10 protein-coding genes are annotated in these 17,098 nt (G+C 50.0%); 5 read left to right on the top strand and 5 right to left on the bottom strand.

Translation table 11 applies throughout. From position 1 onward, the window contains the following. Positions 1-99: 99 nt before the first annotated feature. From CRN95_RS10400 to CRN95_RS10390, 3 genes are all read right to left on the bottom strand, one after another. Complete coding sequence (locus tag CRN95_RS10400; RefSeq protein WP_235002989.1) at positions 100-2,187, bottom strand: histidine phosphatase family protein; 2,088 nt, start codon at positions 2,185-2,187, stop codon at positions 100-102. 44 nt (positions 2,188-2,231) lie between these two features. Then, entirely contained in the window at positions 2,232-4,247 is a 2,016-nt protein-coding gene (locus CRN95_RS10395) for a histidine phosphatase family protein (RefSeq protein WP_097020820.1), read from the bottom strand. Between the two features lie 163 nt (positions 4,248-4,410). Then, complete coding sequence (locus CRN95_RS10390) at positions 4,411-5,898, bottom strand: acetyl-CoA hydrolase/transferase C-terminal domain-containing protein (protein WP_235002988.1); 1,488 nt, start codon at positions 5,896-5,898, stop codon at positions 4,411-4,413. 30 nt (positions 5,899-5,928) lie between these two features. Between CRN95_RS10390 and CRN95_RS10385 the strand changes: the two genes are divergently transcribed. After that, positions 5,929-6,345, top strand: a complete 417-nt coding sequence (locus CRN95_RS10385; protein ID WP_088630935.1) for a GtrA family protein — start codon at positions 5,929-5,931, stop codon at positions 6,343-6,345. A gap of 231 nt (positions 6,346-6,576) precedes the next feature. On the opposite strand, the gene CRN95_RS10380 is transcribed toward CRN95_RS10385, so the two are convergent. Together CRN95_RS10380 and CRN95_RS10375 are read right to left on the bottom strand one after the other, a co-directional pair. Further along, positions 6,577-8,679, bottom strand: a complete 2,103-nt coding sequence (locus CRN95_RS10380; RefSeq protein ID WP_088630936.1) for an OmpA family protein — start codon at positions 8,677-8,679, stop codon at positions 6,577-6,579. A gap of 19 nt (positions 8,680-8,698) precedes the next feature. Continuing rightward, positions 8,699-10,819: a polysaccharide biosynthesis tyrosine autokinase gene (locus tag CRN95_RS10375; protein ID WP_088630937.1), complete on the bottom strand. Its 2,121-nt coding sequence runs from the start codon at positions 10,817-10,819 to the stop codon at positions 8,699-8,701. 226 nt (positions 10,820-11,045) lie between these two features. Between CRN95_RS10375 and CRN95_RS10370 the strand changes: the two genes are divergently transcribed. The 4 genes from CRN95_RS10370 to CRN95_RS10355 all read left to right on the top strand — a co-directional run bounded on the left by CRN95_RS10370 (position 11,046) and on the right by CRN95_RS10355 (position 17,043). Continuing rightward, complete coding sequence (locus tag CRN95_RS10370; protein WP_088630938.1) at positions 11,046-11,825, top strand: ABC transporter ATP-binding protein; 780 nt, start codon at positions 11,046-11,048, stop codon at positions 11,823-11,825. Next, entirely contained in the window at positions 11,822-13,027 is a 1,206-nt protein-coding gene (locus CRN95_RS10365) for an ABC transporter permease (protein ID WP_088630939.1), read from the top strand. Before CRN95_RS10370 ends, CRN95_RS10365 begins: the two co-directional genes overlap by 4 nt. Before the next feature lie 44 nt (positions 13,028-13,071). Further along, entirely contained in the window at positions 13,072-16,305 is a 3,234-nt protein-coding gene (locus CRN95_RS10360; protein WP_159462302.1) for a glycoside hydrolase family 9 protein, read from the top strand. A 96-nt stretch (positions 16,306-16,401) separates the two neighbouring features. Then, complete coding sequence (locus tag CRN95_RS10355; protein WP_088630941.1) at positions 16,402-17,043, top strand: bifunctional 4-hydroxy-2-oxoglutarate aldolase/2-dehydro-3-deoxy-phosphogluconate aldolase; 642 nt, start codon at positions 16,402-16,404, stop codon at positions 17,041-17,043. Positions 17,044-17,098 lie beyond the last annotated feature (55 nt).

Genomic DNA, 17,098 nt, shown 5'->3' with positions numbered 1-17,098 from the left:
GTTTAATTAAGTGAACTGTTTGATAAAAATCAACGCGCGTGAATATAGCAATTTTAAAGACTAGTCATTAGTCATTGGTCATTAGTTACTGGCTATAAGCTACATCGTCATCGTACCGGAAGAAAGACCCTTCACAGGCTCATAACGGAGGGTACCGTCGGTCCCCAGGATGATTGCCACACCAGCGAGGTAATTGATCCACTGTTTCGTGTCGAAATAGCGGAGATTTGCCTTGCCGTTCGTGCAGAACGCCGTCAGCGGCACAACCATCATGTCGTGGGAAATCCACACGCCCACGCGGTTAACATTTGCAAAGCGGGGCTTCACAATCTCGGTCATGAACTCTTCGCCACGGGACTGTAACGGATAGTAGGCATCGCTATAGCTTCCTTTGTATGCATATTCCGAAGCCACGACCCAGCCACCGCCATTGTTGTTCTTGTACGTTTCGAATTTGTTCTCGTCCTTCACAAACCAGTCGCCATCGAGTTCCGGCAAAGTGTCGTTACCCATGTTCGTAATGCCTGCGCCCGTCGCCACATTAGAGCACGTTTCATAGCTACGCGTGTACGTCGAATTCACAAAGTAAATGTTTTCGCCTTTAAGCTTAGCGCCCACCGACTGCGACTGAGTCTTGCCATTAGCCGTCAAGTGACCGTTTTTACCCGTATCGTCCGTACGTTCGGCATGGCGCAAGATAAAGATGACCTTTTCGCCAGGAGCAAGTTTCTTCATGACATCTTCGACATCGACAAATTCCTGAATATCCTCCGAGGTTGCTTCACGCCAAGACTTCTTGCTCTGTTCGTAAACGTAGAACTTATCGGCATTGATTTTACCGTTCTTGATCTGGCCATCGTAATCGCCAGCGCCAAAGCCAACCGTATCCTTTTCAAGGTCCGTCGCCACGCGCCAGGCCTTGATGGAACCATCGCAAATAAAGCGGATACGCGGACCTTCGGGCTGTTCATAGTAAGAGACAAAATACTCGCTCTGGCTGTTGCCTACATGCTTCACCATTCCATTGGTCATCGCATTGCAAGATTCAAAGCCATGCGTACTCGTCCAGAAATTGCGCACATGCTTTTCGAAGTTCGGCACATCGCCAAGCTTCCAGCCTTCCATGTTCTTGCGGATTTTTGCAAGGCCACCTTCAGCATCGAGAATCAACAGCTTATCTGCAAGTTTTGCCTTCGAAGCGTTATCGCCCCAGTTGCCATCGCCGCGAATATCTTCTGCAATATAGTCTGCCTGCGAAAGGAAATCGCCATCCGGCGCATAGCTCTGCATCATCACAGAAACCGCAAGGAGCGCGGCACTGTAGTCGCCAGAACCAAACAAGCTAATATCTTCTGCAGAGGTGTCCGAGGATGCTGTCGTCTGACCACGCCCCCAAGGGTATCCCTGACCAAAGCCTGTTCCGCTAGACGATCCGCCAAGGCTTATGCCGAACGAAGAAAGCACATCGCTCAATGCACGCCCGCTCTGGCTTCCAATCGGCTGGTTATTGCCCGAATCTTCGACAAGCTTCATCACACGCGGGGCAGCCATGTGTGTCAGAATATTCACGTTAAAAGAATCGCGCTTGGACAAGTCCACAACTGCATTGAGCTTTACAAGCGATGTCGAAAGACTCGCCGTAAATTCGTTCATATAATAACCATTTGCTTCGACTCTCACATAAGGCGAAACAAGGTTGACACTGTCAAAATTAAAGGATCCATTCGAAGTGACGATGCAGGTTTCGTGAGTCCGCTTGGAATCGGCAAGCCGCTTCAGGCTATCAAGTTCCACAATCTTCACAGACGTACCGTAACGGAACGGTCCCTTCTCAGCAAAGCCCTTAATGGCAACGCCAGCCCTGCGAAAATCAGTAGCATCGTCATCAACAGCCGTTTCGTCATCAACCGGAATCAGTTCGCCATCGCTGCAAGTGTAATTCCCGGTAATAGTCGTATCGGTAATGGGCTTGGCAACAACAGAATCTTTAACAGAACTCGAGGAACGGAGAACATCCCTTTGCGAAGAGCTGCTCACCGACGAACTGCTCTTACCGTCTTTGGGTGCTTTTTCTGAAGACAACGAATCCTGAGGATTTTTAGAATCTACCACCGCCTCGCATTCGTCGCCTTCGCATAAATCAGAGCCATAACGGACGGAATCACACCCCGCCCATAGCAAAACCAATAAAGCTAATATCCAAACCCGCATGGATTGAATGTTAGTAATTTTTAGTTCGCGTATCCAGATTCCAAACCGCGAATAGCCACATATCGGCGATTTCCGTCCTTGTCAATGATAATAGCAACACCAGCCAAGTAGTTAATCCACTTGCCACCATCATATTTCTTGAGTTCTACCTGCAAATTCGAGCAGTAGGCAACGAGCGGCACCATTAACTTGTCATGCGAACTGAGGAGCACAAACTTTTCTGTCGGGTACTTTTTCAAAAGCACATCCTCGATGAGTTCCACCGAGCGTTCAGCAAGATCATAGTATGCTGCATCGGCACCTGTCGAATAAGCACCCGTGTAAGCGTACTTGGAAGTCACTTCCCAACCGCCGCCGCATTCGTTCTTCGCCTTTTCGACGGCCTCGGCATTTTTGGAATACCAATCGTCATTCAGCTGCGGGATCGTATCGCGGATATCGGATTGCTGACCGCGGCCCTTCGCAATACTTTCTACAGTCTGATGAGCGCGCAAAAATTCAGAGGCACCAAGAACAAAGTCTTCCTTGAACTTCGTGAGTCGAGCACCGACTTCTTCGGACTGTTTCTTACCATTGCTCGTCAGCGTTCCGCCCTTGCTCGTATCGTCACCACGTTCTGCATGGCGGAGCACAAAGATCACGCGTTCATCGTCCTTGATGCTTTCGTAGACATCCTGAATATCGACAAATTCCTTAGCATTGGAGGCAAGGACAAAATAGCGGTCCTTTTCAACAGCGGTTGCTTCGCGCCATTCTTTCTTTTTGCCATCGTACACAAAGAACTTGCCCGAGAATGCGCCACGACGCACTTCGCCATCTTCAGCAGGAGTTGCATCGTCTATGAAATCTTTCTTTTCGTCTGGAATCGCAATCCAGCCTTTTTCTTCATCACAGACAAAGCGTTCCGTCGACTTCGATACATCGCTGTAATTTGCCGCATAGAACTCGCTAGACTTGTTACCGACAAAGAAAACATCATCGACAGACTCGTCATCGCAATCCGGGAATTTCAGTTCATTCAAATAAAAGTTCTTAAGGTACCATTCAAATTCAGCAGCCTTGCCCAGTCGCTTTTCAAGAGTCTTGCGGAGCGCGGCATAGCCATCCTTGAGGTCGTTTGCCAAAGCCCAGTCAGCAATGGCAATCCTTGCATCGGCGTCATCCCACTTGCCATCCTTGCGGATATCGGCAACAACGGCCTTAAAGAACTTCGCAAAATCGCCATCGGAGCCAGCCTGCAACAAGACCGTAGCAGCAAGCAATGCAGCCCCAGACTCACCGGCATCCGATACGTGAATATTTTCGGTAATATCGAAATCAATCGATTCCAGGTGGAACATGTTCCACACGTCTTCGGCGGCCTCGTACTTTGTCGCTTCGACCGAAGCTTTATTCTTTCCGCCCAAAAGTTCCTTTGTACGTTCCGCTTCAAGCGTCGTGAGCAAGTTCAAGTTGAAAACTTCCCCAGAGGTCATATCGCCTAGCGTCGAAAGCGTAACGGTAGAAGACTTTCCATCGACAACATTTTCAACCGTACCTTCTGCAGAGAACATCACATAAGGCTGAGGCAAGTTGATCTTCTTGATTTCATAATCGCCATTCTTGCCGATATCACCCGAAAATTCAATTTTCGTTTCCTTGTAGCCATCGGCAGAATCAAGCTGCACCATGTTGATCTTGGCCGACTTTGCAAATCCGTCTAACGCAATCGTTCCAGAAACCGTTCCATCCACAAGAACATAGGCGACATCAAGCAGGCTGTCGTTTACCAAATCTTCATCCGACTGCGATGAAAGGGAATCCGTGACAGAAGTCTTAGAACTGCTCGAAGAGCGCTTGCTACCAGAAGCTACGCTAGAAGAGGACACTTCGCTATCATCGGCGCTAGACAACTCAGGATCATCTTTTGAAAACTGGTCTGAATTATTTACGGTGTCTTCGCCACACGCTACAAAGAGCGTCGCCAACAAAACAGGAAATGTTACGCGAGACCAAAAAGAACGGTCTCTAAAATTCTTTTGCAAAAAGAATCCCATAGAAAAACCCCTTTACCATCAAGTTTTACCACACGAAAACACCCCGTAACAAAAATATAATTTTTGCACAAATTACGCAATAGGACATTACAAAATAAAGCACCTTAAAAAGGTGCTTTATTATACAATCTGTAGTGACCGTTCAATCAGCTATCAAGAACTTTTAGAGCATCTTGCCTGTTTCCAAGAAGCGGGTGTGCATTTCGAAAGCGCGGGAAAGCGCAAGCGGCAAATGGACGCCCTTTGCATGCTTGAGACCGTACTCCAGAACATCCGTGAGAGCATCGCGGTAATCCGGGTGGGCACAGTTCTTGATAATCAGGCGGGCACGTTCTTCGACCGGCAAACCGCGAAGGTCTGCAAGGCCCTGTTCCGTCACAAAAATCTGCGTGTCATGATCGGTATGGTCCACATGGCTCACGTAAGGCACAATACTCGAAATCGCACCGCCCTTCGCTACAGACGGCGTGAGGAAAAATCCGAGTGCGCAATTTCGTGCAAAGTCAGCCGAGCCGCCAATGCCGTTCATCATTGCCGAACCGCAAACAAGCGAGCTATTCACATTGCCAAAGATATCCGCTTCCAAAGCCGTGTTCATGGAAATCACGCCCAAGCGGCGAATCACGTCAGGGCTGTTGCTCACTTCCTGCTGACGGATAATGAAATGCTTTTTCCATTCAGCGCTGTTTTCAACAAATTCCTTCTGCGCCGCCTGTGAAAGCGTCAAGGCCGTTCCAGAGGCGATGCCGAGCTTGCCCTTTTTCAAAAGCGGAAGCACCGCTTCCTGAATCACTTCAGTGTAAAGGTCAATTTGTCCCAGGCGGTCATCGTCAGCCATCGCGCAAAGTACCGCATTTGCAACCTTGCCTACGCCACTCTGGTACGCAAGCCCCTTCGGGAGCCTGCCATGCGATTCTTCGAATCGGATAAAGTCCAAGATGCGTTCGCCGATGTTCTTCGAAACCTCATCTGGCTCCACAAACGGAGTCACTTCGTCATATGCTTCGTTTTCGACAATCGCAATGACCTTGTTCGGGTCAATCTGAACAAATTCACCACCCACGCGATCTCCGGCACTGTAAATCGCAAGCGGTTTTGCATGCGGTGGGAGTTCCGGAAGAGCGTTATCGTGCATGCCGATGCAGCTATCGCCCAAGCGTGTATTCAATTCCAAAATAATCTTCGGTGCCATTTCCAGATAGCAAACGGAGTTACCGCCCGAAGTCGAGAGGCAGACACGGCCATCCGGCAAAATTGCAGAAACTTCTATAATTGCAACCGTCGGCGCAGGGACAGCCCCAGTACGCACAAGGTAACCCATCTTACCGAGATGAGCGTCAATGTAACGAATACTGCCATCGTTAATCGCCTTGCGCAAGCTCGGATTGGACTGGTAAGGCATGCGAAGAGACATTGCCTTTGCGCGGGCAAGAGCCCCATCGCAACTGTCGCCCGTCGAGGCACCTGCAAACAACGTTACCTTAAATTCCTGACCTGCTTCGTGCAATTTTTCAGCGCGCGCAGCAATTGCCAAGGGAACCGCTTTGGGGTATCCAGCCAAAGTAAATCCAGAAACCCCGAGAACATCGCCATTACGAATCATATCTGCAGCGCTGGCAGCACTGCATTTCTTAGTTGTAATCCAGGTCATATCGTAGCAAAAAATAGTATTTTTACCGCCGTGAAACATTTTATCAAATACAACGCTATCGGTGTAATGAACACCGCCATTACATTCTTTACAGTCTGGCTTTTGCACGAAGTCTTAGACTGGGACGTAGTTCTTTCAAACTTCTTGGGATTTGTCGCCGGCGGGCTCAACAGCTACATCATGAACCGCATCTGGAATTTCAAGAGCACAAACAAGAAGCGCGCCGAAGTCATAAGATTCATCGTCGTATTCCTCTGCTCGTATCTCGTGAACCTGGCGGTCCTCAAAGGAAGCATTTACGTGCTCGAAAACGCCGCTTGGTGCGCAAGCTTCACAGAATTCGTTTCGAAGTTCATGAAGCCGACGACATTCGCAAGCTTCGTTGCAAATGTCGTTTACGTGCTCGTAAGCTTCACACTCTATAAGAAGTGGGTGTTTAAGAAGTAATTCAGAACTAGGAACGGTCATCCTGAGCGACCCCAATAGGGAGAGTCGAAGGATCCAGTTATTTTGGGCTACCAAAATTTAAAGTTTAGTTACTAGTTATTAGAAAAGGCGCACGGGTTATCCGTGCGCCTTTTGTATTGCGCAGTACACGCAGCGGCTTATATCATTCTTCATATACAAAAAGGGCGTCCTTGCGGACGCCCCTTTTTAGTTCTCAGTTAAGATCGAAGATTACTTTTCGAACGGAACGAGTTCAACACGGCGGTTGAGCTTGCGGCCCTTCTTCGTCTTGTTATCAGCGATCGGCTTGTCAGAACCGTAACCGACTGCGCGGAGACGTTCGCTGTCAATGCCCTTCTTGACGAGGTACTTGACAACAGCCTGTGCACGCTGTTCGGAGATCTTCTTGTTCTTTTCTTCCTTACCGCTGTCGTCCGTATGACCCTGGACTTCGAGGTTAACGGCCGGGAGCTTCTTGAGCAACTTAGCGATGTTGTTCAAGGTCTTGTTGCTGCTTGCAGTGAGCTTAGCAGAACCGGACTTGAACTGGATACCCTTCTTGAGCTTGTCGAGATCCTGGTTCTTGTTCGGGCAGCCGTTCTTATCAACAGCAACGCCAACGAGGGTGTTCGGGCACTTGTCGAGGTGATCGGCAACGCCATCCTTGTCGGAGTCAACCGGGCAACCAACTTCGTCAACAGAGACGCCTTCCGGAGTATTCGGGCACTTGTCGAGAGCGTCAACGATGCCGTCCTTATCGGTATCCGGGCTGCAGCCATCAGCATTGACCGGGAGACCAGCAGCAGTGTTCGGGCACTTGTCGAGGTAGTCAGCAACGCCGTCATTGTCAGCGTCAACCGGGCAACCCTTAGCGTCAACAGCAACACCAGCCGGAGTATTAGCGCACTGGTCGAGGTAATCAGCAACACCGTCGTTGTCGCCATCGAGCGGGCAACCAGCAGCGTCGATCGGAGCACCAGTAGCAGTGTTCGGGCACTTGTCGAGGTAGTCGGCAACGCCATCCTTATCAGAGTCAACCGGGCAGCCAGCAGCGTCAACAACAACGCCAGCCGGAGTTTCAGCGCACTGGTCGATGCCATCAGCAACACCGTCATTGTCGGAGTCAACCGGGCAGCCAGCAGCGTCAATCACAGCACCAGCCGGAGTTTCAGCGCACTGGTCGAGACCGTCGAAGACACCGTCGTTGTCGGCGTCAACCGGGCAGCCGTTAGCGTCAACAACAGCACCAGCCGGAGTGCCTGCGCACTGGTCGATATTGTTTGCTACGCCATCGTTATCTTCGTCAGCACCACGGACGTTACCGAAGCGCCAAGAGAGGGCGGCGGTACCGGCATAGCGCGGAGTCGGGGTGTAACCGTAAACGATCTTGTTACCATGCTTGTCACCGTAGTGGAGCTGGTAGAGTTCAGCACTGTGCATTTCGTCCTTGTACTTCCAAGTGAAGTTGGAGAGTGCACGGATGCCCACATCGAGACCGAGGGCGATGTCGATGTTTGCCGGGAGGTGGAAACGGAAACCCGGAGTGAGGGTGAACGGATCGTAACCCGGGTCACGCGGATAAGCACCCTTTTCTACACGGAATTCACCGTTAGCTTCAATGAAGAAGTCCATCCAATCGGTCGGGAGGACGTTGATGCCACCACCGTAGACCAAGGTGTTAGAACCCTTCGTCACGGTGCCGACGAAACCGACGTTACCGTTGAAACGAAGCGGAGCGCCAACCTTCTGGAGGTCGAGAGTGAGGATCAATTCACCGCCGAAAGCCATGTTGCGGAGGGTGTACGGATGGGTTTCACCACCATCAGCGTGCAAGTACCAAGCATGACGCGGACGAACACCGACGGACTTGTCACCAGTCGGGAAGTAGAACTGAGCGGCAACAGCTGCGTTGAAAACGCCGTCCGTCATTTCGTCAAACGGAAGCTTAGCCTTTGCCCAAAGTTCGAGGTCACCACGGCTAGCCTTCCACAAGTCACCTTCCGGAATCTTGTGAGCATTGGCATGGTCGTAGTAGAGAGGGAGGGTAAGACCGATGTCCAAGAATTCGGTTGCACCACCAGCAAAGCTGACGAAACCCGTAAGGCTTCCATCATTGCCATGGAACGTGTCCTTCTGACCAGCCTTGGAAATCTGGCCGCCACGAGAGAGTGACCATGAGTCATAAGAGACATTGCCACCGACAGTAGCGACAAAACCACCCTGACCAAGAGTCTGAGCAGTCTTTTGATTGAGACCATCGGCTCCGCCCGTCAGGCCGGACTGCGCGAAAGCGAAGCTACCGGCCAAGAGAGACATTGCGACTATTTTTTTCATCTATTCTCCTTGTTATTGGTTAATATTTCTTGTGATAGCCATAGTAGCCGTAACTACCATAGCCGTACCCCGCATGACGTTCGCACTTATTGAAGACGAAAGCCTTCTGTAACGGTGTTTCCGTACTGCGGTCAAAAGTATTCAAGGCATCTTGGATGCTTTCAATGGTATGAGCTGCATGCTTCAAAACACACAACAGATAGTCCGCATGCTTTTCGACAAGCAATGCGTCACTGCACTGGAATACCGGGGGAGTATCCAGAACAATCAAGTCATACTTATCCCTGAATGCATCAAGGAAAGCGCTAAATCTAGAGCTGTTCAGGAGTCCACCCGGGTTAACGACACGAGCACCTGAACCCAAAACGTAGAAATTGTCCATCACATGAACGACATATTCATCGCTATAGTCTTCTTTTTCGAGCATTTCGCACAAGCCCTTCTGGCTGTGCTTAAATAGATGACCGCGACGAAGGTCCATATCGACCAGCAACACCTTCTTGCCGGACATGGCAAAAGATGCAGCAAGGTTTGTAGAGACAAAAGACTTACCGACACCCTGCACAAGGCCAGAAACCATGAGAATCTTCTTGCCGTCAGAGAAGACAGAAAATTCGAGAGCCGTACGGAGAGCGCGAATACCTTCCGCAAACGGATCATCCGGATTCGTGGAAACGCAAGGTTTATACACATCGTTCTGCGTCTTTCCATCGAGCATCGGGAGCTTGCCATAGACGCCAATGCCTGTCGCCTGTTCAACTTCGCTGCTGCTGCAGACGCCATTCGAAAGCATGCGACGGACATAGACAATGAAGCAACCCAAAAGCAGGAATGCAAAAACGACGCCAAGGAACACCAGCTTGCGATTCGGCTTGGCCGGCTTAAGCGGAACGTAGGCCTGGTCCACAATGCGGACGTTGCCAACTTCACCCGCCTGCACCACGCGCAGCTGCTGGATATTGTTCAACAGGTTTGTATAAAGCTTGTTGTTGACTTCAACTTCTTCTTGCAACGAAAGCACTTCCTGCTGCACAACCGGCAAGCTTGCGGCAGAACGCTGCTGCTTTGCGATTTCACGGCGAAGTCTGGACTGCTGTTCTTCAATCGTACGCACCGTCGGATGTTCAGCGCGGAACAAGCGCAATGCTTCCTGCTTTTTCTGTTCAAGTTCAAGCAGGCGCTGTTGCAAGGAAACATCCTTTTCCAAGTGAACGCGGGTTTCACCAGAAAGGTCAATCGTACCATTGGCATGGCGGAACGATGTCAACTTCTGTTCGGCAGAATCGAGCTTGGCCTTGACACCCGGCAGCTGTTCTTCGAGGAACGCCAAGGTTTTCTTAGCTTCGGCGCTGCGCATTTCGATATTCTGCTTCAAGTACGTATTTGCTATAGTGTTCAAAATAGCAGCAACGCGATCTGCATAGCGGTGTTCAAACGACACTCTGATGATGCCGGAATTCTTACCTTCTTCCGAAATGCTGATTCCTTTGAGAAGGCTTGCAGAAGCAGTCTGCGGATGCACAGCATTGAGCAAGAACGTCTGACCAACAGTCGCAGTCAAGGACTTCACGCAAATAACCAAGGTATCACCGGCAAACGGTTTGCGGTATGTCTCGCCCACAGAACCACTTAACACGACCTCACCCTCTAGTCCGAGCACTTCGTATGCACTAGAGTCCGCCGTTACGCGAGCAATAAGTTCACCCTTAGCTTCGACAAAGGCGCGTGGAATCGAGAGAAGCTCAAGGTCCATACGACCTTCACGATGCTTGAGACGGTCCATCTTATTCAGCGGGACAGCAGAAAAACAGAGGCGTTCATCTTCAACGACCTGGTCGAGAACAACGCGGCTCTTGAGGAGTTCCATTTCTGCAGCAGACGGAGTAGAAACATCAAGCAGAGCGCCCATTTCACCAAGGGCAAGACCCTGTTTGTTTCCCTTAACATTCACCTGGAGAAGGATGTCGCTTCTGAAAGAAGGACGAAGCCACATCGAAAAAAGGCCACCGAAACCAATACCTAAAATCAAGAAAATGAGCAAGAATTTCCACTTGCTTTTTAAATACACCAATATCTCAAGAATATCGATTTCGTCATCATCTGACTTACTCGAAACATTCTGAGTCATTTTCTCATTCATCAAATAATCTCCAAGGACACATGAACCAACCACCTAGTGTGGTCCAATTCGGAATATAAAATAAAAAAAAAATTAACGTTTATGTTCAGAAACATAACAATCATATGATTTTTTGATGTTTTTAGAGTGTTTCAACACTGAAACCGATAAATTTCATATACTTGCGACGTAAAAGCAACCCAATCAACGGGTTAGAGCATCTAAAGAAGCGAGAAAAAAGGTCTTTATGCAAGCTGTTTCACCAATACTTTCAGTCCAAAACCTGCGTCGCGATTTCAAGATGGGCGACGAAATTGTACACGCCCTCCGCGGCGTGAGTTTTGATATTTATCCAGGCGAATTCGTGACCATCATGGGTACATCCGGTTCCGGCAAGTCTACCATGTTGAACATACTAGGGTGCATGGACCGCCCGACTTCAGGACACTATATATTAGATGGCCAACATACCGAAACATTAAAACGCGATGCGCTCGCCCGCATCCGGAGCCAGAAGCTCGGGTTCGTTTTCCAGAGCTACAACCTGCTCAGCCGCACGACCGCCATCGAAAACGTGGAACTACCACTATTATATAATTCCAAGATTTCTGCCGAGGAACGTCACCACCGCGCCATCGAAGCATTAAAGATGGTCGGGCTCGAAAGCCGCATGAACCACTTGCCGAACCAGCTCTCGGGCGGCCAGCAGCAACGCGTGGCCATTGCACGAGCCCTCGTGAACGATCCCGTAATTATTCTCGCCGACGAAGCGACCGGCAACCTCGATACCCGCACGAGTTACGAAATCATGATGATATTCCAGGAACTGCACAGTCAGGGGAAGACCATTGCCTTCGTGACGCACGAACCCGACATCGCCACATTTAGCGGAAGGACCATCACCCTCCGCGACGGTTTACTGAAAAAAGATGTCATCAACGAGAAAGTGCAAAATGCCAAAGTTGCATTTGAAATGCTCCCGCCACCAGAAACTTTTGAAGACGACGACGAAGGAGAAGTGGAATGAATCCGTTTACATTAGCTAAGATTGCTCTCCGCGCATTGTTCCGCAACCGCATGCGCACATTCCTCTCGGTGCTCGGCATCGTCATCGGCGTTGCGGCCGTCATCACCATGGTCGCCATGGGCGAAGGCTCCAAGAAGTCCATCAAGGAACAGATGACTGCGATGGGCACAAACGCCATCACCATCATGCCAAACCAAAGCCGTCGCGGTGGCGTCCAGACAGAATCGACCGAGATGCTTGAAGAAGAAGACGTCATCGCCATCCGCGAAAACGCAACTTACATCAACGGCGTCTCCCCCATGGTAACCATCGGGGGCCAGGCTATAGTTGGAAACAATAACTCTCCCACGACACTTTCCGGCGTCTCTGCAGACTACCTCAAAATCCGCAACTACGAAATAGAAGATGGCGTAATGTTTGACGACGAAGCCGACCGCATGTCAAAAGTTTGCGTCATCGGACAGACCGTAGTGAAGAACCTCTTTGCAGATGAAAACCCCATCGGAAAAACAATCCGTTACAAGAGCATTCCGCTGAAAGTCATCGGCACGCTCAAGGCTAAAGGTTCCGGTGATTTTGGGCAAGACCAGGACGATGTGATTTTCACTCCGTACCAGACCGTGATGAGGCGATTCTCCGCCACGACGAATATCCGACAGATTTACGCGAACTCCATCGGTGAAGGCTACGCTGCAAAAGCCACCGAAGAAATCATGACCATTTTGAAGGAACGCCGCAACTGGACAAAACCGACTGATCCGTTCCGCGTGTTCACGCAAGAAGAAATGATCCAGATGGTCACAAGCACTTCTGACATGCTCTCGCTTGTGCTGACCGCCATCGCAGGGATTAGTTTGTTTGTTGGCGGTATCGGCATCATGAACATCATGTACGTGTCCGTCACAGAACGCACCAAGGAAATCGGGCTACGCATGGCTATTGGCGCCCGCGGCCGCGACATCCTTTTGCAGTTCCTCTTTGAATCCGTGATCATCAGTTTGCTCGGTGGAGCCATCGGAATTGCACTTGGCATTGCCGCCTCTGAAACTGTAAAGTTTGCGATGAACTGGCCTATGAGCGTCTCGGTCACAAGCGTCATCGTGAGCTTTGGCGTGTGCTTTGCCACCGGCGTATTCTTCGGATGGTACCCCGCCCGCAAGGCAAGCAGGCTCGACCCGATAGAAGCACTAAGATTCGAATAAAGCCTAAATTTTTATATTGTCCTTTGTATTTAAGGAGAAAACTCATGAATATAAAGGCAAACAGAATCACATTTGCTTCGGCAATTGTGGCTATTAGCGCATTGCCCTCCATCGCGGCAACCACGCCTTACGACTTGATCAGACCCACATGGCCGTTAAGCTGGGATGAGAAGGCTTTCGAAGAATTTGATACAAGCGTTACCAAGAAAACCGGCATGCTCCCGGAGGCAAAAACTCCTGAGAGATTCAAAGCCGGCGAGCTCATGCCCGACACATTGGACCAAGCCTATTTCGACGCCATCAACACCAAGATTTCACCGATCCGCGTGAACCAGGCAGGCTACCTTGAAAGCGACAAGGAACGCCAATTTTACTATGTCGGCTCCGCCACGGAATTCGAAGTCGTCGACGCATACGGCAAATCGCTCAAGACCAAATTGACCGGAAAATTCACCAAAGGCACAGTCGAAACTCAAAGCGACTGGACCATTATCGCCGGCACAGACACTAGAACAAACGACTCAAAGCGTTATAAGGTTGAATTTACAGGGCCATCCGGCATTATTCAAATCGGAAAAATTCCCGAATCTGTACCGACGAACGAACGATTGCGCATCAAGGTCGGTAACGATATTTCAAGCACCTTTATTGTTAGCAACGACGTTTACACCATGGCAAAAGACGCCACGCTCAAGTTCTTTGGCATCCAGCGTAGCGGCAATTCAGAGTCCTGGTTCCACGGCCCAAGCCATACCAAGGATGGCGGCGGTCCCATCGTCACAGATGCAGAAGACGTCCGCGGGGCATTCGATGAATCATTGGCCGGCTCTCTTGCCGGCGGCTGGTATGACTGCGGAGATCACCTGAAGGAATCACAGACGCAGGCTTTCGCATTTATGGCCTTGGCCGTGATGTCCGCCACCAACCCCTCAAAGGATGTGGACCACTACGCCTACAACCAAGCTGATTTCGTAAACACCGATAAGGTGCCTGACGTATTACGCGAAGCAAAGCACGGCGCTGACTTTTTCTTGAGAGCATTCAAATTCGCCAAGGGCGTTATCGATGACATGCCTGTTTCCGTGGGCAACTTTGGCTCTGACCACAGTTGGTGGGGTCGCCCAGAAGCCCAAGACAAACTACCCACAGACAAATCTTTCGCTGCAACAGACCGCGGAGGCCCCGCCACTAGAAACGTCCGTCTCGGAGAACTCGGTTCTAACATTGCAGGCGAAATCATTGCTGGGCTTGCCATCTTGAGCAAAGACTACGCCAAGTACGACAAGGACTTTGCAGACAGCTGCCTGATGGTCGCCGAAAAGATGTACGACTTTGCCAAGTCACTCGCCCAAGGCAAAAGCACCTACGACGGAGGCAAAAAGTTCAAGAACAACACATGGGCCGCTGGCTGGAGTACACCCGCCTACAACGGCAATAACGAATTCAACGATGACTTGGCTCTTGCCTCAGTAGCGCTCCTGTACGCCACTGGCAAAAAAGATTACGCCGATGATATGATCCGCACCAAGAACCTTGTGAGCGGTCAAGAGTATGGCGAGGGAGCAGGATTCTTTGAAGGAGGCTGGTTTGTAACAATAGACAAATCTTTCATAAAGAATGTAAAAAATACAAGCTGGGCAAACTCATATACCTACGCCCTGTACGCCTTGTATAAATTAATCCTCGCCGACAAGACCAAGGCCACAACCGAATACGGCCTTACCGAAGAAGAACGACTCGCCGCAATCGAAGACTGCCTTGCCAACATGATTGCAAACTTAGGTGACTTGAGTGAAATTGGTTCCACATCTGTTACATTGCCAAAGCATGGTATCGGCTGGAAACAAAATACCGTATCTTACGATCCGACTTGGTACACTATGCACACAGATCAGGATTGGATTTTCAATCAATATCAGATGGGCAACATCTTCGATGTACTGGCTTATGCCGATGTGGCTGCCGACATCGAAAAGCAAAGCTTAAAATTCCCCACGATGGCATCTAGCGATTTAAAAGCGGACGAAATGAAACAGCTCGGCATCAACCAGTTGAACTATATGTTCGGCGTAAACCCCTGGGATATTTCGTTCGTATATGGCGTGGGCGACAAGAACGATGCACACCCCCACCACAGGGCATCAAACCCCGAAGGACGAAATTCTCCTAGCATCGCCTACAACTATGTATGCCCAGTGGGCGCCCTCTTTGGAGGAGCCAACCCCGGTCTAACAAACTCCATGGTTCCCTACAACAAGAGCTGGGAAGATTATCATTTGTCCGAAACCTGCCTTAATGCATCCACCGTCCTCCTCTCGGCCCTTACAATCGTGAGCAATGGCGGTAACGACTACTACGAAAAGAAGTGCGATGATTGCAGGACCTTAGCAACACCGTTTAACGGCGCATATGCCAGCGCCTACCATTACACATTCGAAGACCTCGACTTCATCAACATCAAGATTACCAATGAAACATTGGTCCCGTTAGACAGCGTTGTCGCCTACATCTATTTCGAAGCCACAGAAAAGCAAGTCAGCTCTTGCGGTGTTGTTTTTGATTCAGATATTTGCCAGGTTTATAACATGGCTGGATATAGCAAGCCATGCGACAGTAATCTTGACAAGCAAATGAGGACAATTCTTCGAAAAGACAATGCCGTACGAATTGAAGAAACTTATAACAAAGAAACAAAGACCTACATCTGGGAAAAGCCCATTACACTTTCATCCATCGATGTGGGAGAATCTATCAGATTTGACCTTGGCATCACTTCTGGTTTTGGTGCCGAAGGCGTAAGCTGCGAAACCCTCAGAGAGCCCACCAAGATCAAAATAGCGGACGCCTGGAGTTTCACCGCTCACAAAGACGAAAAAGACATGCCTGACTACGCTGGCACCCCAACTTGGGATAAAGACGAAGGCGATATTCAAGATGCTCCGAAGGATCCCTACATAGTCATTCGAGACAAGGGAACGCTCCTGTGGGGATATGGCCCGGGCAAGACAACGGACGATCGCATGGGCATCAAAAATGTTCCTAGCTTCAACAAGACGCGCATGATGCTAAGCGGCAAGAATCTCCTCATGCAGGCTACGGCTCAAGGCACCAAGACGCTTAAAATTTTCGATGTTCTCGGTAACCAGCTGAAGACCCAGACCTTCAACGGAATACAGACCCAGGTGAACCTCACCGATCTATCGCACCGCGGTACACTGGTCGCAAAGCTTGTATCGGGCAACAAGCTTCTGGCAACAAAAGCATTTAAAGTTCGATAAGCCTTTTACATATTTCGTACAAAAGCCGACTCACCATAGTCGGCTTTTTTTCATTTTTTCTTGTCACATTCCCTATTCAGAAGCTATTTTAAAGTCATGAATTTCCTTGAATTTTTACAACCGATGCCGGTCGTGGGCATTCTCCGCGACATTCCTCAGGGCGCCGAAGAAGCGTGCGTGAATGCGTCTGCAAAGTGCGGGCTCAAGGCGATTGAGGTCACGATGAACACCGCAGCAGCAACCGAAATTATCGCAAAGCTCAAGTCCATTGCAAAGCCACTTGGAATCAAGGTCGGCGCAGGTACCGTCCGTCACGGGAGCGATGTGGAAAAGGCGATTTCTGCAGGTGCCGAATTCATCGTTACGCCAAATACGCGTCACGAAGTCATTCGACTTTCGAATACCGCAGGCATCCCGATTATCCCGGGAGCCCTCACTCCGACCGAAGTGCAGAAGGCTTACGACCTTGGCGCAACTGCCATCAAGATTTTCCCGGTGAACTGCGTGGGCGGTCCGGAATACATCAAGGCTCTGCGCGGTCCGTTCCGCGACATTCCGTTGATGGCATGCGGTGGCGTGAATGCAGAGAATGCAGCAAGCTACCTCAAGGCTAGCGCGAACTTGCTTTCTTTTGGCGGGAGCATCTTCAATGCAGAACTGATGAAGGCTGGCGACTGGGCTACCATCGAAGCAAGGATGCAGAAACTGCTGGCTGCAGTCAAGGCTACGATTGCGTAAAAGAATGGCGACCCCGGAACTAGTCCGGGGTGACAATTGCGAAAAAAGCGAAAAC

The organism is Fibrobacter sp. UWB16, from assembly GCF_900215325.1.
Lineage (GTDB): Bacteria > Fibrobacterota > Fibrobacteria > Fibrobacterales > Fibrobacteraceae > Fibrobacter.
This window is presented reverse-complemented; position numbering and strand designations above follow the sequence as displayed.

Bases quoted from the DNA above. Each gene is read 5' to 3' on its own strand.
- CRN95_RS10395 (WP_097020820.1), bottom strand. From the start codon at position 4,247: ATGGGATTCTTTTTGCAAAAGAATTTTAGAGACCGTTCTTTTTGGTCT.
- CRN95_RS10390 (WP_235002988.1), bottom strand. From the start codon at position 5,898: ATGACCTGGATTACAACTAAGAAATGCAGTGCTGCCAGCGCTGCAGAT.
- CRN95_RS10380 (WP_088630936.1), bottom strand. From the start codon at position 8,679: ATGAAAAAAATAGTCGCAATGTCTCTCTTGGCCGGTAGCTTCGCTTTC.
- CRN95_RS10375 (WP_088630937.1), bottom strand. From the start codon at position 10,819: ATGAATGAGAAAATGACTCAGAATGTTTCGAGTAAGTCAGATGATGAC.
- CRN95_RS10370 (WP_088630938.1), top strand. From the start codon at position 11,046: ATGCAAGCTGTTTCACCAATACTTTCAGTCCAAAACCTGCGTCGCGAT.
- CRN95_RS10365 (WP_088630939.1), top strand. From the start codon at position 11,822: ATGAATCCGTTTACATTAGCTAAGATTGCTCTCCGCGCATTGTTCCGC.
- CRN95_RS10360 (WP_159462302.1), top strand. From the start codon at position 13,072: ATGAATATAAAGGCAAACAGAATCACATTTGCTTCGGCAATTGTGGCT.
- CRN95_RS10355 (WP_088630941.1), top strand. From the start codon at position 16,402: ATGAATTTCCTTGAATTTTTACAACCGATGCCGGTCGTGGGCATTCTC.